The sequence below is a fragment of the Ruminococcus flavefaciens genome (assembly GCF_900108555.1).
In the GTDB taxonomy this organism is placed as follows: domain Bacteria; phylum Bacillota; class Clostridia; order Oscillospirales; family Ruminococcaceae; genus Ruminococcus; species Ruminococcus flavefaciens_P.
Genome location: NZ_FNWV01000011.1, coordinates 50,883 through 75,169, shown reverse-complemented (window position 1 = coordinate 75,169; position 24,287 = coordinate 50,883). Strand labels below are relative to the sequence as shown.

Annotated in this window: 14 protein-coding genes; 3 read left to right on the top strand and 11 right to left on the bottom strand. The window is 44.5% G+C overall.

Translation table 11 applies throughout. The annotated features are described in order from the left end of the window. Window positions 1-108: 108 nt before the first annotated feature. From BLW60_RS16320 to BLW60_RS13330, 7 genes are all read right to left on the bottom strand, one after another. On the bottom strand, window positions 109-1,629 hold the full coding sequence (locus BLW60_RS16320; protein WP_175460944.1) for a leucine-rich repeat domain-containing protein: 1,521 nt from the start codon (window positions 1,627-1,629) through the stop codon (window positions 109-111). Continuing rightward, complete coding sequence (locus BLW60_RS13355) at window positions 1,619-3,943, bottom strand: leucine-rich repeat domain-containing protein (protein WP_074718222.1); 2,325 nt, start codon at window positions 3,941-3,943, stop codon at window positions 1,619-1,621. The genes BLW60_RS16320 and BLW60_RS13355 overlap by 11 nt, the downstream gene beginning before the upstream one ends. Before the next feature lie 118 nt (window positions 3,944-4,061). Continuing rightward, on the bottom strand, window positions 4,062-5,108 hold the full coding sequence (gene fliB, locus BLW60_RS13350; RefSeq protein WP_074718220.1) for a flagellin lysine-N-methylase: 1,047 nt from the start codon (window positions 5,106-5,108) through the stop codon (window positions 4,062-4,064). A gap of 38 nt (window positions 5,109-5,146) precedes the next feature. Further along, complete coding sequence (locus BLW60_RS13345) at window positions 5,147-7,093, bottom strand: polysaccharide biosynthesis protein (RefSeq protein ID WP_074718218.1); 1,947 nt, start codon at window positions 7,091-7,093, stop codon at window positions 5,147-5,149. A gap of 38 nt (window positions 7,094-7,131) precedes the next feature. Next, on the bottom strand, window positions 7,132-7,854 hold the full coding sequence (locus tag BLW60_RS13340; RefSeq protein ID WP_175460943.1) for a CpsB/CapC family capsule biosynthesis tyrosine phosphatase: 723 nt from the start codon (window positions 7,852-7,854) through the stop codon (window positions 7,132-7,134). A gap of 291 nt (window positions 7,855-8,145) precedes the next feature. Beyond that, window positions 8,146-10,416 (bottom strand): cellulase family glycosylhydrolase, encoded by a 2,271-nt coding sequence (locus tag BLW60_RS13335; protein ID WP_074718216.1) that lies wholly within the window; start codon window positions 10,414-10,416, stop codon window positions 8,146-8,148. A 392-nt stretch (window positions 10,417-10,808) separates the two neighbouring features. Beyond that, entirely contained in the window at window positions 10,809-14,336 is a 3,528-nt protein-coding gene (locus tag BLW60_RS13330; RefSeq protein ID WP_074718214.1) for a YfhO family protein, read from the bottom strand. A gap of 353 nt (window positions 14,337-14,689) precedes the next feature. Here BLW60_RS13330 and glmM point away from each other — a divergent pair, with 353 nt between their 5' ends. From glmM to BLW60_RS13315, 3 genes are all read left to right on the top strand, one after another. Next, complete coding sequence (gene glmM, locus BLW60_RS13325; protein WP_074718212.1) at window positions 14,690-16,075, top strand: phosphoglucosamine mutase; 1,386 nt, start codon at window positions 14,690-14,692, stop codon at window positions 16,073-16,075. Between the two features lie 223 nt (window positions 16,076-16,298). Then, window positions 16,299-17,876, top strand: coding sequence for a lipopolysaccharide biosynthesis protein (locus BLW60_RS13320; protein ID WP_074718210.1), 1,578 nt, complete (start codon window positions 16,299-16,301; stop codon window positions 17,874-17,876). A 148-nt stretch (window positions 17,877-18,024) separates the two neighbouring features. Further along, window positions 18,025-19,815: a Na/Pi cotransporter family protein gene (locus BLW60_RS13315; protein ID WP_074718208.1), complete on the top strand. Its 1,791-nt coding sequence runs from the start codon at window positions 18,025-18,027 to the stop codon at window positions 19,813-19,815. Window positions 19,816-19,998: 183 nt separating this feature from the next. Here BLW60_RS13315 and BLW60_RS13310 read toward each other — a convergent pair whose 3' ends face one another. The 4 genes from BLW60_RS13310 to BLW60_RS13295 all read right to left on the bottom strand — a co-directional run. After that, entirely contained in the window at window positions 19,999-20,775 is a 777-nt protein-coding gene (locus BLW60_RS13310; RefSeq protein ID WP_074718206.1) for a hypothetical protein, read from the bottom strand. Continuing rightward, window positions 20,775-22,952, bottom strand: coding sequence for a ribonuclease R (rnr, locus tag BLW60_RS13305; protein WP_074718204.1), 2,178 nt, complete (start codon window positions 22,950-22,952; stop codon window positions 20,775-20,777). Before rnr ends, BLW60_RS13310 begins: the two co-directional genes overlap by 1 nt. Window positions 22,953-23,023: 71 nt before the next feature. Then, the gene (gene secG / locus BLW60_RS13300; protein WP_074718202.1) at window positions 23,024-23,281 is read right to left on the bottom strand and encodes a preprotein translocase subunit SecG; all 258 of its coding nucleotides are present in this window, start codon (window positions 23,279-23,281) and stop codon (window positions 23,024-23,026) included. Between the two features lie 216 nt (window positions 23,282-23,497). Continuing rightward, window positions 23,498-24,287: DUF5620 domain-containing protein (locus BLW60_RS13295; RefSeq protein ID WP_175460942.1), on the bottom strand; the 790-nt coding region annotated here is incomplete at its 5' end.

Here is a 24,287-nt window from a genome sequence, read left to right as displayed (position 1 = left end):
GACTGCCAAAGGCAGCCCCTACAGTGCGCTAATGTTATTCATTGCATAAGGCATGGGCGAGCGGAACTCGCCCCTACAATTATGAATTAAAGTTCAACTTTGCGTTTTTTATTCTTCTTCGGACTCTTCCTCGTCGGAAACGTCCTCTTCGTCATCATCGACATCTTCATCATCATCGTCGTCGTCATCATCATCGTCATTTTCATCGGCGATGAGCTTCTTGTATTCTCTTTCCTCGGCTTCTTCCTTAGCCTTTTTAGCAGTTTCTTTTGCAGCCTTTCTTGCGCTTGTGGGAGCTGTTTTTTTGCTGCGCTTCATAAGGACTATTGCGAATACGATAACGGCAATGATAATGCCTGCCATTGCGGCAATGAAAGCAAACTTCGCAATATTTACATCTTTTGCTGTATACTCTAAGCTGTTAGCCTTTGCGTATTTTTCAGCTGCCGAGCCTGAGAACACGCTCATAGAGAAGCCGCTTACCTTGGTTTTCTGCTCGTTTGCATAAGTGAAACCGAAAGCATCTTCGCCGACCTGAGATACGCTCTTTGGTATATTTACCTGTTTCAGCTCCTCACAGCCGAGGAACGCTTCCTTGCCTATGGTCTTTAGTCCCTCTGTAAGTACTACCTTATTAAGCTTCATACAATAGGCGAAACCAAGCTCGTCAATAAGTTCAAGAGAAGCCGGCAGGTCTACGGTCTCAAGTCCCATATCGAACATAAATGCACCAAATCCGATGCTTTTGAGTCCCTCTGCGAAGTCTGTTTTCTTGATAGATGAGCAGTTCCTGAACGCTTCGTCCTCTATGTATACCAGCGAATTAGGCAGGAACAGATCAGTTATCTGGGAACAGGTGGAAAATGCACCGCTTTTGACAGTGTTTATACCGTCGGGAATGACTACATCGCCGCTTATCTCAGTCGATGCGCGGTAGATAAAGTGCTTATCTTTATCCATGAGCATATCGTTCTCATAGATGAAATTGCTCGTTGCGGAAGCGTCGATATCATTTATCGAGAACCAGCAGCCCATAGCGTTGTCGTTTATTTCTTTAAGTGAAGCAGGCAGACGGAATGAGCTTATCTTGCCGCACTGATAAAATGCATAGTCACCGAATGAAGTTATGGTATCGGGAAGCTCTACATTTTCGAGATTGTCGCAGAGTGCGAATGTAAACGGAGCAACTTCCGTAAGAGTATCAGGCAGCTTTACGCTTTCGAGGGCACTGCATGAGAAGAAAGCGTATTCACCGAGAGATCTCAGATTTTTCGGCAGCTTTACGCTTTTGAGCGATGCACAGCCGTAAAAGGCTCTTGGCTCAATAGTAGTTATAGAGTCGGGGATATCAAGTGCGGTTATTGCAGTACAGTTCAGAAATGCGCCCTCACCGATAGCTGTTACAGCAGTACCGTTTCTCATTGAAGGTACAGCTTCTACGATAGTAGCCGTACACTGAGTTATCTTGTAAGTATTATCGTCCTGGAGCTCATAGACGAACGAACCGTCAGTCAGCGGATCATCGCCTGCACCCTGCAAATTATCGGCAGCAGCACTGAACGGTACGCTGCATAATGTCATAAAGCCTGCTGCAAATAAAGCGGCAGCCTTTTTTATATCAATCCTCATCGGATACTTCCTCCTCATCATCGTCCTCATATTCTTCATCATCTTCATCTGCGTCCTCGTCAGCCGCTTCTTCCTCCTGCTTTTTGCTGCGGAGCTCGGCTGCTTTTTCTTTTCTTTTTGCTTTATCGGCAGCAGCCTTTTTCTTTTTTACGCCCTTGCCGATAAGTATGCCGAGGACTGTGAGGATAGCTGCGCCTATGATACCGATGATGGCATAAAGGAAGCGTGTATCTATGTTCTTTCCGAGTATTTCTGTTGTATTTGCAATGACCTCGATACCGTTATCTTTAGCATATTCATATGCCTTAGAGCCTTCGGGAGCATAGAGCTTGAAGCCTGCAACGAGAAGGTCCTTGCCTGTTTCGGAGTCCTCCTCCGAGTCAGTGTCGGTGTCGGTATCGGTCTCGGCATCGGAAGAATGGTCTTTGCAGTAACCGAATGCACAAGTGCCGATAGTTTTGAGGTTTTCGTAAAGTCTCAGACTTTTCAGCGAAGTGCAGTTATAAAAAGCATCAGAGTCGATAGTATTAAGGTTTTCGGAGACCTCAACGGAGCTGAGATTGGTGCAGCCCTCAAATGCGTATGCAAGTATTTTCTCGACCTTGGACATCTTCACGCTTTTGATGTTCTTGTTGTTGAGGAATGCGGATATGCCTATCTCCTTTACACTGTCGGGAACAGTGAAGCTGTCGCCTGATTTGTTGGCAGGGTAGCAGAGGAGAGAGGACTTGTCCTTTGAGTAGAGGATACCGTCATTTGAGCTGTAATTTCCGTCGCCCTCGCCGATGTTTATTTCTTCAAGCAGCGGACAGTATACGAAAGGTTCATCGTCATCCCAATTTTTAAGACAGCCTGCGGCTGTTACTTTTTTCAGTGCGCCGCAGCCGCTGAAAACAGCCTCTGCGATAGTTTCAGCACCCTTGAATTCGATAGTTTCAAGCTTTGCACATTCAGCAAAGGCAGCCTGACCTATCTTCTTTACGCTTTCGGGGATAACGAGAGTTTTGAGCTCGGGACATTGCAGGAATGCACTTTCTCTTATTTCCGTAACGGTATCGGGGAGGATTATCTCCTCAGCCTGACAAGGTGTGAAGCAGCCGGGGTATACGACAGTAATTGTATTTCCGTCTATTTCCGAGGGTACGGTAATGGTCTTGTCCGCAGCTCTGCATGAGATAAGCAGAGTTGTATTGTTCTTGATAGCGTAGGTATAATCGCCTGAATTGACTGTTTCAAGGCTCAGGAGCTCTTTCTCCTGTGTATATTCCTCACGGGTGAGGAAAGTGAAGTTATTTTTATAGTCGTAGTCGCTGTCGGAGTCTGTGGAATATTTGTAAGCCGCACCGCCTATCTTACCGACTAAGGTAAAGTCATTCATGGGTATGATTCCGCCGTATTCCGATGAGCGGTAGCCGAAAGCGGAATAGCCGATCTCCTGCACAGAATCGGGGATAACTATAGTATCGAGACCTGTATCCACGAAGGCATACTGTCCGATAGACAGGAGCGACTCGGGGAGAGTTATATCCTTTATAAGACTACAGCTTGAAAAAGCACCGCCGCCTATAGCTTCAAGAGTATCAGGAAAAATGATGTTTTCCATTGTGCTGCAATTCGAGAATGCATAGTTAGGGATAGCCTTTATTGCAGTCTTGCTGAGATCCACGGATTTAAGGTATATCATGTCGCCGAATGCGAAAGCACCTATCATTTCAAGAGTAGTGGGGAAGTTCAGAGTAGTAAGCTTTGCGCTGTAGAACGAAGCAAATCCGAGAGTAGTAACTTCCTCGGGTATAGTAAAGCTGTCGCCCTCCTTGCACCACGGGTAGCAGATGAGAGTTTTCTTGTCCTTGGTGTAGAGAACTCCGTCTTCGGAAGTATACTCGGTATTACCGCTGTCTACCTTTATCTCCTTGAGCTTTGTGCAGTACATAAAAGGGTTGTCTGCGGAGATATACTCAATGGAAGCAGGGATAGTAACAGAAGTATACGGATTGTTTTCGTGGTCTTTACCCAGAGCGTTCTTGCCAAGCTCAGTGACTTTTTTGCCTTCGAGAGTATCGGGTATAACGAGAGACTCCGCAGTGCTGGTGCAGTCCTCGATACAGATATTTCCCTCGGAAGTAAGAGAATACTTGAAATCACCGCTGGTCTTGTAGTCCTCTTCCGCAGCAGCGGTTGTTATTTCGGTACCGTCATCTGCCTCAACAGATGCACCGTCAATAGCTGCAAATGATACCAAAGGTGAAGCCGCAGATGATGCGCAGAGTATAAGACCTGCAATAAAAGCGGCAGTTTTTTTACAGTTAAACATAAATATTACCCTCTCATTATTTATGCGGCATAAAGCCGTTAATTCACATTCATTATATCATAATATTGCAAGTATTTCAATGAATTTCACTTAGTTTTCGCATTTAAAGGCGGATATTTCAGATATTGTCCACATTTACGCCAAGACTTTCATACAGCATGGCTTTCAGAGACGATATGCTGAAAAATGGCTCGTCTGCGAAAAGTTCAAGGAGCTTTTCCATATTTTCCTCGCAGTATTCCGTCTCTTTTGAGTAGTTTTTAGCTATCTCTGAGTATTCTGACAGGTTGAGTTCAGTCCCTTTCAGTGCGGAATATCTGAACAGGCAGCTGATAACGATAATGCTCACTGCGGCAAACTTGGTATATCCCAGTATTTCACCGTCGTAAACGCTTTTCAGCAGGTAGCGGAATATAAGGTACTGTGCTATCCTGCGGAGATATATGTCAGTGGAGCTTTCGTGCTCAGGCAGACAGACGAGTTTCTCGTTGCAGTCCTTTATGTATGGCAGCCAGTTCACGTCAATGGGTTCAAGCTCGCTGAAACAGCCGAAAATACGGCTCAGAGCGTCACCGCTGTCATTGGCTTCATTATCGGGAAAGGGCATATCAATGCTTTCCTGTGCATCGGCGGCGATATCGAGGATAGCTGAAATTGCCTCGACAAGTGGGATATTCTCATCGCCGAGTATACGGAGCATATCGCTTCTTGCGGAGAGTATCAGCTCGAAAAGCTCCTCATCATAGCCGCCTGCGGCTTCTTCATAGGGGATATCAGTCTCCGAAAGCGCGAACGGACGGGACAGTATAAGCTCCGCAGCGGCTTCGCAGCACAGCCCTACGCCGCCCTCTTTCAGTCCCTCGAACCACTCGAAATACCGCGGGTGATCTGAGCATATGCGGCACAGCTTGTCCTCGCCAAGCTCGGTGTATATATCGCATAGTCCCTCAGCATTGAGAAAGGGGCAGCGTTCATCTTCCGTGAGTACGAAGCAGCCGTCACGGATATTGTCCCTGAGTCTTTTACCGAATTCTCCGCCTATACTTTCGTAATAAGCGGCAGTATCGGCGTCGATATCTATTTCCCAGCCCTTGCAGCAGCTGTCTCTGCATTTCCCTGCGATACAGCGGAAATCTCTGCAATATTCGGGTGTCCTGTATATCATAAGAAGTCTCCTTTATGGCAATAGTAAAGGGACTGAAGTCAGTCCCTTACATTTTCTACAAATTCTGTTTTGCTGTGCTTGATTATCTCAGCTCTGTTGAACTCCTCGGGAGTAATGAAGGTAGGAACTATCTCGTGGAGCTGTTCAACTACCAGATCACAGAGGTTTTCGTTAGCCGCATTGCGCAGCCTTCTGAGCTTTTTGATGAATTCTTCGCCGTCAAGCTCTATCTGCTGACCGATAAAGATAAGCTCGTTTGAGGTCTTTCTCAGACCTTCCTCGTTCATGAGGAGTTCTTCGCGGAGCTTTTCGCCCGGACGGAGACCTGTGAACTTTATCTCAACGTCTTTGTACGGTTCCTTTCCGTACATACGTATAAGGTTTTCAGCCAGCTTTACGATATGAACAGGCTGTCCCATATCAAGCACGAATATCTCTCCGCCGTGAGCTATTGCAGCGGCTTCGAGGACGAGGCTCACAGCCTCGGGTATTGTCATAAAGTATCTTATGACATCGGGGTGAGTTACGGTAACAGGCTTGCCCTGCTCTATCTGCTTTCTGAAGAGCGGTATTACAGAGCCGTTAGAGCCGAGAACGTTTCCGAAACGTGTTGTTACGAACTCGGTATAGCAGTCTCTCTGCTGTGAGAGGTACTGTATTATCATTTCGCAGCAGCGTTTTGAAGCCCCCATGACATTCGTAGGATTAACAGCCTTGTCGGTGGATACCATAACGAATTTCTTTACTTTGTGGAACTGCGCCAGCGAAGCGGTATTGAAAGTACCTATAACGTTGTTTTTGATAGCCTCCATAGGAGAATTTTCCATAAGAGGAACGTGTTTGTGTGCAGCCGCATGGAATACGATATCCGGCTTGTACTTTTCAAATATGCGGTTCATGCGGTAATAGTCTCTTACGGAAGCGATAAGCACGGTAAGATTAAGGCTGTCGCCGTAGTCCATAACGAGCTCCTGCTGGATAGCGTAAGCGTTATTTTCGTAGATATCAACAATGATTATCTGCTGAGGACCGTATTTTGCGATCTGGCGGACAAGCTCAGAGCCGATAGAACCGCCTCCGCCTGTTACCATACATACTTTTCCGTAGATGAAGTGACGTATCTCCTCGTTATCGAATTTTATAGGAGAGCGTCCGAGAAGATCCTCGACCTTGATGTCGCGCATCTGAGTGAGGATAGGAGTGTTTCCGTTGTCAAAGATAAGGTTTCCGATGAAAGGAACTACCTTAACGGGGAGCTTTGTACACGAACATATATCGAGGATACGCTTTCTCTCGTCCTCAAGGCAGGAGGGGATAGCGAAGATTATCTGCTCGATGTGCTGCTGATCCACGAATTTGATTATCTCATTTGTAGTACCTACAACTGTAACGCCGAGTATTTCCGAACCTATCTTTGATCTGTCGTCGTCGATGATACATACAGGATCGTATGCTGCGCTTACCTTGTCATCTGTGAAAGATGATTCGGTAGCATTTTTTATCTCGGTAAGTATCATTCGGCAGGTCTGACCGCCGCCCACTATCATAGTACGCTTTTTGCCGCTTTTGGTGACAGAGTCAGAGAAGGTGACAAAGGTCTCCTTAAAGAGAAATCTGAAAAGGCATACGCCGATAAGAGATATCAGACCGTGAACGCAGGCATAATTGATGTTTACGTTTTTTCTGATGATATAAATAAATCCACAGGCGATAATGATACCGCCGATGACTCCGTAGGCGCATGACAGATAATCACGTTTATGGAAAAATCTCCAGAGCTTGCTGTAAGCTCCGAATATAAACAGCGAGCCGCAGCAGGTGACAGAGCTGACGACAAAGCTCATTAGCATATCGGAGCGTGATATCTCCGAATTAAAGAACGAAAGAATAAAATTTGCGATAAGAGCAGATGACATGATGATGAATGCATCTGCAAGAGCAAGAATTACTCTGCGGAAACTAAACTTTTCTAATAGATTTTTCATACTTTTCCCCCATTAGCTCATAAATAAAGCCGTTAAAATTATGCCCCCTGTTCTCCGATCTCCGGCGGAGCCATGACACGAAGCTGTTCTTCTGTTACTTTCAGAAGAGAATTTGATGCTTCAAGCACATCGGGGTCACATACCTCCAAACAAACATCCCAGTTCGGACATCTCGTGTCCGTATTATGTGCATCGCTTCCGAAAATGATAGTCTTCTTCTCTTTGACAAGCCGTTTTAACAAGTCTCTTTCTCTCTGTAATAAGAACGCATCATTATTAAACTGAAAAATGGCGTCAGTCTTGAGTATTTTCTCAAAATTTTCGGGCGAATAATATGTGAGGTATCGGTGTATGTGAGCAAGCACTACTTTCAGCCCGTACTCTGAAGAGATAGCGTTTATTTCCTCAGACATCCAATCCTCATAATCTCGGAAAGGCAGCTCAAGAAGGATCATATCAGAATCCTCGATAGCAAGCTGCTGTATCCCGGGAATTTTCGATATTCCGTGTTCTATGGCGACTTCTGCGCCAAGAAGTATATTAGGTATTGCGGTATAATCGGCAATACTGTCAAAAGCGTCCTCACGCTTTAAAAGATATTCTGTCAGTGAACGTTCCTCATGCGCATAAAAATGAGGAGTTGCGATGATCCTTTCAACGCCCTGCTCCTTCATTATGTCTATCATGTCCAGAGCGGTATCCGCATCGGGCGCACCGTCGTCCATGCCAGGCAGAATATGACAATGATAATCAGTAAGCATATTTGGTTGTCTTCCTTTTTTCTACAATAGAGCATTAATTGCATATTATAAAGCATATTTATATCTCTGCTTTTGTTATATTTTTTATCCCAATAGTATCGCTATTTCTTTTTATATGTACAGCGATACCGTTATAATTATATAACAGTTCATATTGTTTTGTCAATAGGTAACAAATGTTAATATTATTTTATAATTGAATAAGTGCAAGAAATTATTAAATCAAAGCATAAAAAATGCAGCTGCGTGATGCAGCTGCATTTTAGAGGTATATGAGAACTGAATTAAGAATTAGTCTACAACTGTACCTTCAGCAACAGGAAGTGAATTGATCTTGTGGAGAAGGAAGAGCTGGATAACCTGAGCGTCCTTTACAGTAACGCCGTCGTTGCCGTAAACGTCAGCAGCTTCAGCAGCCTTGCCGTTGAGCTGATACTTGTTAGGATTTGCGAGAGACTGCATGATGAGAACTACGTCGCCCATGTCAACTTCGCCGTCCTGGTTAGCATCGCCGTTGCCTGTGCTCTTTGTGTTAGGTGTGCTTACTGTTGTTGTTTCAGTAACAGTAGTTGTTGCACTTGTAGTTGTAGTAGATGTAACTGTTGTAGTAGTAGTTGTGGTAGTTGTAGATGTAGTAGTTGTTGTTGTTGTCTGCTGAGCAGCACCAACCTTATAATCCTTCATCTCAACCTTCTCTGGGTTGTACCAGATCTGGAACTCTATAGAAGTTGCATCAGCAGGAATCTTATCAAGAGCGATAGTAACTGCTGCTGTACCGTCGGAACCGATCGTTGTTTCCCACTCGATCTGTGTCCAGTCAGGAGTCTTGAAGCCGAGGCAGCCGTTTGTGAGTGTGCCTGCTTCACCTGTGAGGTTGATTGTGAGGTTGCCGTTTCTGTTGCTGTCGAGGTCGATCTTGTACTTCTTTGTCTTGTCAACAGGAACTTCAACTTCTACGTCAGGAGCATTGAGAACTACCATCTGCTTAACAACTGTAACAGCAGCAGTTCTTGCCTGAATGTGGTTAACGTTTGAGAGATCGCCGCTCCATGAAGCAGGGAGCTGCTTGTCAACGAGGTAGTAAGCAATGCCGTTCTTCTCGTCTACTGTGTAAGGTGATATCTCTGTCCAGTTGTCATAGCTCTTGTCTGAGAAGCAAAGAACAGGTGTATCGCCGGTGTACTTTATAGCAACTTCCTTGCCCTTGAGATCGTTCCATGAGATCTCTACGCCTGGAGTTGTGTTTCCGTATACAGGAGCAGCAGCCTTAGCAGCGTCTATCTCAACGTCTGAGCTGATGAGAGCCTTGCCTGCTGAGAGATCCTGATGGCTGTACTCAGGCATCTTGCCTTCGCTGCCCCAAACGATCTTGTCATCGTTCATGATCTCCATCATCTTGTTGATGATAGGAAGGCTTGAAGAATACCATTCGCCTGTCTCACGGTTGATATAGCCGTGGCACTCACCCGGAGCCTTTGGATTTGACTCGATGTTGTTGTCCCAGAGAACGCAGGGGATACCATACTTCTTAGTTGTTGTGAAGTACTGAGTTGTCCAGTCTACACGAGCCTGTGTGTTGCCGAAGTTAGATGTACCCATCTCACCGATAACTACAGGAACGTCCTTATTGATGAACATATCGCGGAAGTTCTGGAGGTTGTAAGCAAGATCGTTGCTGAACTCCTTTGTGAAGGTGTCGTGATAAGCACCTGTCTTTTCGTCAGTGTTCATTGTGAAGTTATAAGGTGTGTAAGCGTGGATAGAAACAGCGAGGAAGTCGTCATTCTCAGGAAGAACGATCTGATTGAGGAAAGTCTTGTCTGAGCTTGCTACATAACCCGGGAGCATAAGGAGACGAGTCTTAGCGTAAGGACCGTCCATGCCTCTGATGAGCTTAACGAAGTCGGCTTCCAGCTTGTTGATAACGTCAGCCTCAGCAACAGGTGTTGCATACCACCATTCCCAGTCTGTGCCCTTAGCACGCGGCTCGTTCATGCACTCAAATATGAGGTGCTGATCGTAATCCTTGAATTCTGTAGCGATCTGCTCCCAGAGCTTCAGGAGTCTTGGCTTGATATCGTCATAAGCTGTAGCAAGATCAGGTCTGTTGATCCAGCCTTCCTCATGGTGAATGTTGAGGATAACGTACATACCGTTCTTGTAAGCGTAGTCAACTACCTCGTGAACTCTTGCCATCCATGCAGGGTCAACGTTGTTGTTTGAGTCAAGGTGCTGGAACCATGTTGTAGGGATACGAACAGTGTTGAAGCCCTTTGCCTTGAGAGCCTTGAAGAGAGTCTCGTTTGCCTTTGGGCAGCCCCAGCAGGTCTCTGAATCAAGACCGTATGTTGTGAGAGGATTGCCGTTCTCGTCCTGAGCATAAGCGTCAAGAGTATTACCTAAGTTCCAGCCCACCTTCATATTCTGAGTGATCTGGAAAGCTGTCATTGTGTTTGCAGCTGTTGCATAGTCGCCTATAGGAGCTATGCGGAGTGAAGAGAAGATGCAAGCTGCCGCAGCAGAGATGCTGACCAAACGTTTAACGTTCTTTTCAATAAACATTATGTTTTCCTCCTTAATAATATAAAAATGATATTTGGTTTATTCGATCGAAGCTCAGTGCAAAAAGCTTCAATCTAACTTTACAACTAAATTTTATCATATGTGTAGAATAAAGTCAAGTGGATTTGTGCAAATTACATAATATGTTATATAGAATTCTGATTTGTTATTTTAGCACAATTGTCCAGAGAGAAGCTATATACCGTGAAATGTTTATTTCTAATTTTTTATTTTGATATAACATTTCACACAATGAGAAAAAGAAATTAAATAACGAGATAAAGTATTTTACTATGTAACATTTATTTAATAAATTAGCTCTCATTTTACCATGTATCACAAGTGCGTTAAAGCAAAAAAGAAAGTCCCCGCACATTGGCGGGGACATGATATTACTTCTTCTTTTTCTTGTTTTTGTTGTTTGAAGAATTCTGCGCAGGCTTTTTAACAGCTTCCTTTACGGTCTCTGTTGCATTTTGTGCAGCCTCGGCGGCTTCTTCGATAGCCTCTTCAGCAGCTTCTTCAACTGTATCTTCTACTGTTTCTTCAGCGGATTTCATCTCTGCGGCAGTCACTTCAACAGCGTCTTCGATAGCCTTTAATGCATCTTTTGATATAGACTCGGTCTTTTCCTTGACATCATCTGCGGCATCTTTTGCATCCTCAGCGATATCCTCGGCTTTGTCCTTAGCCTTTTTGAGTGACTCTTCGGCGATAGCTCCCTTTGATTTTATCAGCTGTGATTTTTTCTTGCCTTTTTTCTTTGCAGCCTTTTCCTGAGCAGCTATCTCAGCAAGGTATTCATCAGCCTTGCCGCTCTTGATTATCTCTTTAGCCTTCTGTACTTCGAGGAGCACCTTGTTGTGCTTCTTATCATAAATAAAGAAAAGTACGAGAATAGCTATACCGAGTATAAGTGTGAATATACCGAAGTTAAATCCGGGAGGAGTATACTTCATTGAAACAGTGTGGTGACCTGCTGGGAGACGTATACCTATCAGAGTACCGAGAACGAGGACTTCGCCCTTAGCACCTGCCTCAGCAGACTTGCTGTCGTTTACGAGCACTGTCTTGTCAGAGCCCTCAGGCTTTGTCTCTGTAATGAAGTTCTCAGCAGCCTCACCGTCTATCTCTATCTTCCAGCCGGGCTCATAAGGGATAGTGGTCATGAGTATCTCGCCTTCCTGAGCATCAACATCACCTACAAGGTAGCGGTCTGTAGTCTTGCTCATATCGAGATTCCACTGACGCTCCTTAAGCTTGTTGATATCCTCAGCGAAAGCATCTTCATCAAGGTAATAGAAGTTGAAGCCCTGGTTCTTTCTTACCATGATGTACTCGTTGCTTCCTGTGTATCTGCCGTCTGTAGGCGGGATAGTAAGTCTTATCTCAACTTCGTCACCGGCATTGAACGGGCCCATTCTTACGATAGGTGAAGAGTTGGTGTTGAAGTAAGTACCGTAGCCGTCATAAGCTTCCGTACCTGTTTTCTGACCTCTGTATACACCGTCATCGCCCTTTACAGCTACCCATACGTTACAGGTCTTTCTCATTTCAGAGCCGAGGTGCATATAGATGTTGCCGTCCTTAGGAACAGTTACATCAACGTTTACAACAGCGTCGTCAACGCCTGCGAATGCTTCGTAGCAGTCGTGAAGAGTGCCGTTGTTATTGTAATCGTGGAGATATACCTTTGTATCATCGTATTTTACAGTACAATCGAAAGGAACATAATACTGCTTTGGAACAAGCGGAACAGCTGAGTAATCGGTAGTATTTCCTGTCATTGAGCTGAGGAAGTTGTTAAGGCTGTTGAAGGGGTTATCGTTGCCGAGACCTGAAAGTCTCAGGATATCCTGATTAGCCATGTAACCGATATTCAGCGCATTTGGATTTTCGTAGATGTCAACTGTTGCAGGAACGTCCTTGTCCTTCTTATAAGAAGTTGAGAAACGATATTCGTATGAGTGATCAAGCATCTGTGTGCTGCCGCTGCTTCTTGCAGGATCATCAAGGATATACTTGAAGCCGAGGATAGAATCGGCAACAGGGTTGCAGCCCTCATACTTTGACTCGAAGCTCTGAGTGAAATAGCCCATAGCCTCGATGAATGTGATAGCCTTTGCGTTCATTACCGAGCTTGAGTGGGAAATACCCTTGAGACCGTATGCAAGATCATCGTTTACCATACGAGAATAGGTCTTTTCAGCACGGTAGAAGCCGTTGTCGTAGTTCTTGAGCTCCTTTACAACATCGGGAGCGGAAAGTATCTCGGTGTAAGTGCTCTTGTCGGAGTTACCTACTTCCTTGAATATCTTTCTGAACGAGTCATAGCAGTTGTAGCCTGTCTCGAAGAATATGAACAGTGCCATAACAACGGATATAGCACTTTTAGCCTTTTTGGTCTTGGAATGGCTGTACAGATAAACGCCTGCGAGGTAGATGCCTGCGAGTATCATACCGAAAGCGATAGTACCCAGCCATGTCTCTTCCCAGCTCTCCGAGCCGCGCTCCATATTAGCTTTGTAAGGAAGAATAGCAACATACTTGTATTTGCTCTCGTTATAATTGAATGACTTCATCATCTTGCAGAATATCGCCGTCAGTATACCGATAACTGCTGCCGATGAGCCTACACTCAGCGGTGACAGCTTATAGCCGTCAAGCTTTGAGAATACCTCTGCTGCCATTGATACGAGAACGAATGAGAGCAGGAATGAATATCTGTATGGGAGCCAGTTAGGATCCTGACCGCCGTGCCACATCATATTGATAGGCTTTACATACATACTGAACAGAAGGGCAAAGGTCATAAGACCATAGCCTATCTTGTTGTTTGTCTTTATCTTCTTGTTCATGAAGAACAATGGGAGAAGAACGAATGTGAGAACGCCGCAGTATATCTCAGGTCTGCCGTAGAAGCGAGTTCCCTCGTCAACGTTAACTGAGTAATACTGGTTCGGGAGCAGACAAGGAACAAGTTCGATAGGATTGAACATAGCTTTGTAGCTGTAATCAGGAACAGAGAAGTCGAACTTACCAAGTGCAAGGGCGTTGTAGACAGGCAGTATCATGAACATACTGCAAAGCAGTACTACCACGGTGGAAACGCCCATAATACCTATGGTCTTTGCGTATTCCTCTATGCTCTTGAATTTGCGCTTAGTACCGAAGAACAGGTAATAAACGAAGTAAATGGCGATGAATATGGCTATCATGAAGCCAATATAGAAGTTTGCCACGAACATTATGGCTGTAGGTATGATGTAATTCAGCTTTCTGCCGTCATCAATGAGATATTCCACGCCGAGGATTATAAGTGGCAGGAATATAGGTCCGTCGATCCACATGGGATCTATGAGCTGGATAACAACATATGCCATCATAGCATACATTGTTGAGAACATTACAGACTGGAGCGGTTTGAGTCTCTTTGACTTCTGCGCATAAATGCAGAATGTAAGACCTGCCGCACCTACCTTTGTCATCTGCATTATCATAACGCTTTCGATTATCATTTTTCTCGGAAGCAGCATGACGATGAAGGTGAACGGACTTGCGAGGTAGTATCCTATGATACCCATGAAGCCGCCCGAAAGGTTTCGGCTCCAGTTGTAGAAAATACTTCCGTCGCCCCAGAAAGCATTTCTCAATGCTTCAAAGTAGTAGATGTACTGACCGTTAAGGTCGAGCGTCAGTACGGAACGTTCGCCGAATGGGTAAACATCAAAGCAGATATACGACACGAATGTCAGAAGAAAAGGTACAAGAAAAGCGATGACGTAATAAAGCGGCTTGAACTTCTGTCCCTTTTTCTCGGCTATGATGTCTGCGGCAGTTATTGCAGGTCTGGTGCTGCCGATCTTGTTGCGGGATGAGGACGAAGCAGTCTTCGTTCCCGTAGATATTGACTTAGCCAATTTTGTTCCTCCTTTTGTTTCGGGCGGTGAAAGCCATAGTACCCGATTATAATACTATTTTCTATTATACTACAAAACTTTCCGCTTTGCAATAGAAAATTCGTCCTGTTCAGATAAAAAAAGAACATCTACTATATAGACGTACTTTCCGCAGTATTCTCTCATAAAAAACGTGTAGAAATTTTCAATAAAAATGAGCGGCAGTGTTGTACTCTTTTGTAAATTTTCTCGGCAAGGCATTGACTTGTATTGCATAAAGTGCTATAATTTGAATGTTATGGGTGATTTACAGGTGTGTTACAGGATCTGGGATCCATACATTATAATATTTTAATCTAAGGAGATAATCAAGAGTGGGAAAATATTTTGGAACTGACGGCTTCAGAGGTACTGCAAACGAAAATCTTACTGCTGACCATGCTTACAAGGTCGGACGCTTCCTTGGCTGGTATTACGGAGAGCTCAAAAGAAGAAGCGGCTCAGATGAAGCACCGCGCATAGTAATAGGCAAGGATACACGCCGTTCGAGCTATATGTTCGAGTATTCTCTGGTAGGAGGACTTACTGCTTCGGGTGCTGATGCATACCTTCTCCACGTTACAACTACACCTTCTGTTGCATATATATCAAGAGTTGACAGCTTTGACTGCGGAATTATGATATCCGCAAGCCATAACCCTTATTATGACAACGGAATAAAGCTCATAAACGGACAGGGCGAGAAAATGGAAGATACAGTCATCGACCTTGTTGAGGCATATCTTGACGGAAACCTCAATGCTTTCGGTCAGGAGTGGAAGGAGATACCTTTTGCTCACGGCGACAAGATAGGCAAGAGCGTTGACTATGTTTCTGGCAGAAACCGCTACCTCGGATACCTTATCTCTCTCGGAATGTACTCATTCAGAGGAATGAAGATAGGTCTCGACTGTGCAAACGGTGCAGCATGGAATATTGCAAAGTCGGTATTCGATGCTCTCGGCGCAGAGACTTATGTAATAAATGCAGCACCTACAGGTGTTAACATCAACAACAATGCAGGCTCAACACATATCGAAGGACTCCAGAAATTTGTAGTTGAGAACGGTCTCGATGCAGGCTTCGCATATGACGGAGACGCTGACCGCTGCCTGTGCGTTGACGAAAAGGGCAATGTCATCACAGGTGACCATATCCTTTACATCTACGGAAGATACATGAAGGAGCGCGGAAAGCTTCTCAACAATACAGTCGTTACTACAGTAATGTCCAATTTCGGGCTTTACAGAGCCTTTGACGAGATCGGCATAGATTACGCAAAGACAGCCGTAGGCGATAAGTACGTATACGAATATATGAAGGAAAACGGCTGCTGCATCGGCGGTGAGCAGTCAGGACATATAATCTTCTCGAAGTATGCTTCAACAGGTGACGGTATCCTTACAAGCCTGAAGATAATGCAGGTAATTATGTCACGCGAGAAGAAGCTCAGCGAGCTTGCTGCACCGTTCACAGTATATCCTCAGGTGCTTGAAAATGTCAAGGTAAAGGATAAGGCTGCTGCACAGGCTGATCCCGATGTACGTGCAGAGGTGGACAAGGTTGCCGCAGAGCTTGGCGACGGCGGAAGAATACTCGTTCGTGAGAGCGGTACAGAGCCTCTTGTAAGAGTCATGGTAGAAGCAAAGGACGAAGCTGTATGCAGAAGCTGCGTTGACAGAGTAGTTTCTGTTATCAAGTCAAAAGGCCATGCAGTCTGATACATTATAAATGGTATATAAATAATACATCGGCGATCTCTGAAAAAGGGATCGCCGTTTATATTAGTACGATATGACAAAGGGGAACAGTATAAAAAAAATAAATTCAGTTAAATACTGGAAATTTCACAAAGCTATTGACTGATGTTTTTTTTGGTGATATAATGATTATTACGGCGTGTTATGCCACAAAATAAGTATATGTAGTTAATTGGAGGTCAAAATGGCTAAGAATAATGAGCGCAATCTTAATGTTACGATCAAAAATCCGAGCGATGAAAAGGATGAAGTTATTATTTCCATATCATCTATTATGAAACAGCTTAAAAGATTTCTTGTTTTATGGCTTGTAATAGCTATAATCGCAGGTATCTTCGCTTTTTCTTTCTCTGCAATAATGACTTTTTCAAAGAAAACACCTGCAAAGGCTCTGGTAAGCTTTTCATACAGCGGTATTGAAAAAGGTCTTGATCCTGCCGGACGTAAATTCGATATCAATTCCATGAAAAATCCTCTCGTTATCGAAAGAACTCTTACAAAGCTTGGTTTCGACTTGAAAATGGTTGAAGATATCAGAGAGAATATCACTTTTGATTCAAAGATCCCACAGGATGCTTATGAGAGACTTACTACATATAAAAGCGTAATGGAAAGTGCTTCAAGCGGAAATCTTGCCGCAGCACAGTCTATGCTCGATGTTACATGGTATCCTACACAGTTCACGATATATTTTGATTTCGGCAATGCAGGCTTTAGCAGAACAGACGGCGTTGAGTTCCTCAATACTCTTCTTGACTGCTACCGTGACTTCTTCTATGAGCAGTACGGCTACAACGAGTCACTGGGAGCTGCTGTAAAGGTCGTTGAGTATGACAGCTATGATTATGCACAGCAGATCGACCTTTTCAGAAATTCGCTCAGAACAGTAAGAAATTACCTTTCTTCACTTTCAAACGATGACAATACAGCATTCCGTTCAAGCGTTACAGGATATACATTCAAGGACCTTTCAGAATATGCAAAGACAGTTTACAGCATCGACCTTGACAGAATATCTTCTTACATCTCTGTAAACAATGTAACAAAGGATAAGGATTCAGCACTTGCTTACTATGATTACAGAATAGAGAACCTCAACCGTGATAAGGACGAATATGCAGAGCGTCTCGCTTCGATCGATTCTTCAATATCACAGTACCAGAAGGATAATATCACAGTATACGGTGATAATGTAAATACAGAGTCTACAGTTCATTCAGACCAGTATGACTCACTGTTCAGACAGAAGACATCAGTACAGGCAAGCCTCGCACAGGCAAAGCAGGATATCAATTTCTACGAGTCAAGACGCGATGCTCTCAAGAACAACAAGAACAGCTCTAAGGCAAACATCGAAAAGGTAGAGGCTGATATCAAGTCACTCAGCGAAAAGGTATCACAGATAGTTGACCTTACACAGAAGACAGCTGATGATTATTATGAGAACGTTCAGTTCGCACACGCATATAATATTCTTATCCCTGCTTCAAGATCAGTCGCAGCAGGAATAGTTGATGCAGTCAAGGGCTCTATAAAGCTTCTTGTAATTGTTGAAGCACTTATCTTCATGATCTACCTCTGCATGGCATTTTTCAGCGCTCTCAAGAACGATACTGCAAAAAGAGCAAAAGCTGTAAAGGCTTGCGGAAATGATGATGACGACGAAGATGCAGATCTTGATGAGCTCGTTGATATCATCGAGGAAGAAGCCGAAAAGGCAAACGCATCACAGAAAAACGCTAATAAAAACAAGAAAAAGTGATATTAAGGGCTGCATTTGATTGCAGCCCTTTTTTATGTATGGTCAATGTTAAATCCACGTAAAAAAAGAGCAGTAATTATTGACTTGTCTTTCTTTCCTGTTATAATAATAATGGAACAAAATAAAGGTATAAGAACAGGAGAGAATTATGGAAGAATTTTCAATATTTAATATCTTCACACTTCTTGGCGGACTTGCCTTCTTCCTTTACGGAATGAAAGTAATGTCAACGGGACTGGAAAAACTTACAGGCGGCAAGCTTGAAGTTGCACTGAAAAAAATGACCTCCAACAAATTCAAAGCGTTGCTGCTCGGAATGGGCATAACCATTGCGATACAGTCATCATCGGCTATGACGGTAATGCTTGTCGGATTTGTAAACTCGGGTATCATGAATCTTGAACAGACTATCGGTGTCTGCTTTGGTTCTGATATAGGAACAACGCTTACTGCATGGATACTTAGTCTTGCTGGTGTTGACGGAAAGAATCCGTTTATAAAAATGCTCAAGCCTTCATCATTTGCACCTTTAGTTGCACTTGTAGGTGTTATATTGATAATGGCAGCAAAGAAAAACAAGAAAAAAGACGTAGGACGTATCCTTGTAGGTTTTGCCATTATAATGACAGGAATGACTTTTATGTCAGATGCGGTATCACCCTTGGCTGATTCGCCTAAGTTCCAGACTATCCTCACGGCATTTAAGAATCCTATCCTCGGCGTACTGGTCGGAGCAGGCTTTACAGGAATAATCCAGAGCTCCGCAGCCTCTGTCGGAATATTACAGGCATTTTCACAGACAGGCGCTCTGACATATGGTATGGCGCTTCCGATAATCATGGGACTTAATATAGGTACCTGTGTAACAGCGCTTATTTCCAGTATCGGAGTAAACAAAAACGCCAAGCGTGTAGCTTGTATACACATACTGATAAAGGTCCTCGGAACGCTTATACTGCTACCGGTATCAATGATACTTGAAAGTGTTATTCAGCTTAGTATATTTGATAAGACCGTTGGTTTTGTCGGAATAGCAGTTATGCACTCTATATTCAATATAGCAACAACAATTATTCTTTTACCGTTCTCAAAACATATTGTAAAGCTTTCTAAGATAATAATAAAGGATGATAGCGTAGAACAGGTAAGTTCAAAAAAAACGATCACAGGTCTGGACGATATCCTTCTCAAAACACCTGCCGTAGCAGTTCATACTTGCTTATCAGCAACATTACAGATGGCTGAGCTCACAAGAGAGACTATCATCATGGCATTGAAGCTCCTTGTGGAGTATGACGGCGAGGCTTGCGATACAGTTATCGAGAACGAGGATATAATCGACGGCTTTGAGGATAAGATAAACAGCTATCTGATAAAGATAGCAAAGAGCAGTGTTACAGGTGCAGACAGCCGAAGCGTATCGAAGATGATGCACTGTGTGGGCAATTTCGAGCGTATTTCCGACCATGCTGTGAACCTTGTGGAATCGGCTCAGGAAATGCACGAAAAGGGTATAAACTTCTCTGAGGAATGTATAAACGAGATAGTGGTCATAACAGACGCTATCACAGAGAATGTTAATAAGGCATTCGACTCATATGAAAAGAATGACCTTTCTATCGCACATAAGGTCGAGCCGCTTGAAGAAGTTGTGGACAACCTTAGCACAGAGCTTAAAAACAGACATATCCGCAGACTCCAGAACGATGAATGTACTGTTGAGCTTGGATATATCTTCCAGGACGTGCTTACCAATCTTGAGCGTATTTCCGACCATTGTTCAAATATAGCAGGCTGTCTTATCGAGACAGACGAAAAGACCAATATCCACGCATATCTCCACGATGTCAAGGAGAATGACGAGGGATTCAGAAACGAGTACAGAGAGTATGCAGAGGAATATTTCCGCAGACTCGGTGCATCGGAAGTTAAAGCATAAAAACAAGCGGCTGACATTTCGTCAGCCGCTTTTGTGTGTATAACAGTATCTTTGATATCAATTGTAGGGGCTGCCAAAGGCAGCCCCTACATATTGTTACGTAAGCGATGTACGATTATGGGTTTTGATAATGGTTAGCGAGCTTACGAGCGACAACGTGGCAAGGGTGCAGCGTCACGCTGCTTAATACGGAAGCACGAACTTTCCTGCTTTCCAAACGCCGTTTTCGTTGACGACTGAGAAATCCTCTGTTTCTGTGTAAGGCTCATTGCCGTAATCGTCCCCTGTGTAGAAGTTTTCGACTGTGAACAGTATCTCGTCATCTGACTTTGACTTTATCTCCGTCACCTTTGAAGATGAATAGAAGATATCGCTGCCGCGGTTGCCGCAGAAAGCGTAGAGAGAGCCGTTCTTCTCAAAGTAGAGCTGTGAGAGCTCGCTGTTTGGGTAACGTGAGCTGAATACCTTGAAGTATTCGTTTTCGAGGTCGCTGAATGTTTTGATATTGCTGTCTGTTATGCGGTAGCACTTCCAGCCCATGTCGTTTTCAGCTGTGTCATTAAAGTCAACATCAAATGGACAGCCTACAGTGAAGCTCATCTGTGTCTTGCAGGCTGACTCGAAAAGAGCCTGTGCAGCCGCAATGAGTGTACGGTCATCGACCTTGTCCTGATCTGCTTCAAATACTACCGCACCGTCCTCGTTGTAGGCGAAAGCACCGCCGCCCAGCGGATCGGGCTGAGTTGTGGGAGCAGTTGTGACTGTCGTAGTAGATGTGGTTTTGGCAGTAGTTTTTGCTGTTGTGGAAACAGAGGTAGTCGTATCAGTCGTGTCTGCCTGAGAAGTGGTCTCGGCAGGCTTTTTCTTTGCGGTATTAGAAGATTTGCCTGTTTTCTCCCCGCATGAAGCGGCTGATATTACAAGTGCAGTTGCTGCGATAAAAGACAATATTTTTTTCATTATTCTTCCTCCTGTTCATCATCGTCAAGGACGAAATCAATAATTCCGTCACTGACATTTACAGCGGCACATATTACCTGAACGGTCTGTCCTAAGGTATAGGAAACGCCGCTGAATTTCTCTGTAAGTGCTACGGGCTCGGTATAGTCGTATTCGCCCTCGGGGAGAGTCCTTATGTGGACAAGTCCCTCAACTGTATTGGGCAGCTCGGCATAGAAGCCAAACTCTGTAACGCCCGATATCTTAGCGGTGAAGCTTTCACCAATGTGAGCTTTCATATACTCAGCCTTGTAACAGTCCTCACACTCGCGCTCGATAGTTACAGCGCGTATCTCCGCAGCGGAAGAACGCTCCGAAGCATTGACAGCGAAGCCCGAATAGCGTTTGCTTAGCCATTCGTTGTTGTAGCCTGCAAGTATATCCGTGATTATGCGGTGTATAGCAAGGTCGGGATAGCGTCTGATAGGCGAGGTGAAGTGTGCATAGTCATCGAGCACAAGTCCGAAATGTCCCAGAGGCTCGGGAGAATACTTCGCCTTAGCCATAGAGCGGAGCACCAGCATATTGATAGCCTCGAACTTCTCTGTACCCCTCGCGCTTTCCAGTATCTTAGCCGCGTGAGCAGGCTTGAACTCGTTGAAAGGCGGACATTCAAAGCCATATTTCGGCAGCATTTCGTGAAGAAGCTCTGACTTCTCTTCTGGGGGAGCTTCGTGTATACGGTAAACGAAAGGTACTTTTTTATCCTTTGCAAGCTTTGCAGCCGCTTCATTGGCTGTAAGCATGAATTCCTCGATTATACGCTCAGCCTTGCCGCGCTCACGGGGCTGTACATCATAGCAGATGCCGTCCTCGCCGATAAGCAGCTTGCTTTCCGTAGTTTCTATCTCAGGAGCATGGCGGAGCTTTTTCTTAGCGATGAGCTTGTCCGCAAGCTCGTTCATAAGTGTGATATTGTCGCGGACTTCTGCGTATTTTGCAGCTATCTCGTCAGTTTCCGAGTCGTCAAGTATACGGTTTATCTCGGAATAAACGCCCTTTACCCTTGAACGGATAACGCTCTTGCAGAAGCGGTAGGAAAGCATATTGCCGTCGTTGTCAAGCTCCATGAAAGCCGACAGCGTGAGCCTGTCCTCATTTGGATTGAGGGAGCATATGCCGTTTGAAAGCTCCTTCGGCAGCATAGGTATCACCTTATCTGCGTAGTAGATGCTTGTTCCGCGCATGAGAGCTTCCTTATCGAGAGCACTGTTGCCCTTTACGTAGTGTGAAACATCGGCGATGTGGACTCCGAGGCAGTAGCCCTTTTTAGTCTTTTGTACCGATACTGCGTCATCGAGGTCCTTTGACTCAGCACCGTCAATGGTGAATATAGTCATATCGCGGAGATCCTCGCGGTTGTTGAAGCAGTACTCCTGCACACCGCCTGCGGATATCTTACGTGCTTCTTTCAGCACTTCCTCGGGGAAAGCTGTGGGAGCACCATGCATGACAAGTATTGAAGCTGCCGTAGAAGCAGCATATTCCGAGCTTCCGAAAACAAGGGTTATCTTGACCTTGTGCTCGGCGTGTCGTCTGCCGCGGTAAACTATGTCAGCCAGTACCTTGTCGCCGTTTTCAAAGGGGATACTTTCCTCGCGGACAATGATGATATGATTTCGTGAAGCAGTATCGGGGACGAGATAAGGTCTGCCGTCCTCGAATTCAATTTTTCCCGTAAGCTGCGAGCTTCCAAATTCAAGTATATCCAGCACTTCGCCCTCAGGCTCGCCCGAGCGTGAAGCAATAGGGGAGATGAGCACTCTGTCGTTGGGCATAGCTCCAAGCATACATTTTCCGGGGATAAAGTACTCAACGCCGTCATCTGTCATGGCAAAGCCGAAGGTGCGGCTCAGGCGTGTGACAGTTCCTGGATAAGCCTTGACCCGTGAGCAAAGAGCCACCTTCATGCCTTTTTTCATCATGATGATACCATCGGTGCGGAGCTGTGAAAAAGCCTCGGTGAAGTTTTCTCTTCCCGATTTCTTAGTCTTGCACTTTGACTCAAGCTCACTCAGGGGCATGGATTTTTTGCCATAGGCTTTCAGGAAAGTGACTATTTTATTTTTATAGCTCTCCATCGAAACGGCGGAGCTGCCTTTTTTGACTATCTGCTTCTTTTTACTTTTTTCAGACATAAAAGTCTCCTTTTGCAGTTTATCCGATAAAAATTTAAGCCCCATGACTTTAAGTCACAGGGCAGCTTTTCTTACTTTGTGAAGATCGGTACGATATTAACAGCGAGCACAGCAATGAAAAGGAGTATTGCAAGAGTTCTTGTGATCTTAGCGAGAATAGCTTCCTTAGTTCTGCCCTCATTCTTACCGTAGAATGAATCAGCACTTGCACCTGTGAGAGCTGCTGTCATACTATCCTGTGATTTCTGTTCCTGTGAAAGGCAAAGTATAATTGTGAGAAGACTGATAACGAGAATTACAACTCCGCCGATTATCTCTAATGTTGACATAAAAACTACCTCCGAAAATACAGTTATAGATTACGGCATAAGCCGATACATTTCAATTAGCTATACTATTATATCACAGTCGAAGCTGATTTGCAAGGGGTTTCTCTGAAAAAGCGAGACAAAATTAGCGTTTAAAATTGTTGAAATCATACAACTTATGGGGGTATAAACAAAAAAGCAGCTCCGAAGAGCTGCTTTTCAATGTTCGATTTAAGATCAAACTGTTTCTGTTGGTAATGAGATAAGACCGAGGCAGTACTTCTGGATAGCTAATGCATCGTTAGAAGTTACGCCGTTGCCCTTCTTGTGAACGTCAGCGTTTACCCAGCCCTGCTGTGAGATACGATGACGGTCTGTACCCTCAACGCCGTACTTATTCGGATTTGCAAGAGCCTGCATGATGATAACAGCATCTGAAAGGTCGATCTGCTCATCGTTGTTTGCATCGCCGAGCATTGTTGGCTGGAGAGGAGGATCTGTAACTACGTAAGGCTGTGTTACTACAGGAGCTGTTGTAGTTGTTGTAGTTGTTACCTTCTTTGTAGTAGTTGTTGTAACCTTTGTAGTAGTTGTTGTCTTTACAGAAGGTGTTGAGCTGCCGCCTGTTTTCAGTGTAACAGAGTCAATTGTGAACTGGTCACAGTCGATCCACCAAACACCGAACTTGATCTCTCCGCCGTATTCAGTCTGAATGATAGAAGAGATATCTGAAGGAACCTTCCATGTGATAGTGCCGCTGTTGCCGTTGATAGACTGAGTGATCTCGTCGCCCATAGCCCAGTAGCCGTTAGCCTTATCAGTTGTGGAAGTACCGAACTGACCAACATACTTACCGATGTTGCCGTTTGCAGAGATATTTACCTGTACCTCTGTGATCTTCTCGTTCTTTGGGATACCGAAGTCTTCGTAAGCAAAGCCGATCATTCTCTCGTCTTCGCCAAGGCTGCTGTAAGTAACCTTCTTGTTAGCCTTGAGAGTATAACCGTCGCCTGAAGGTGTTGAAGGA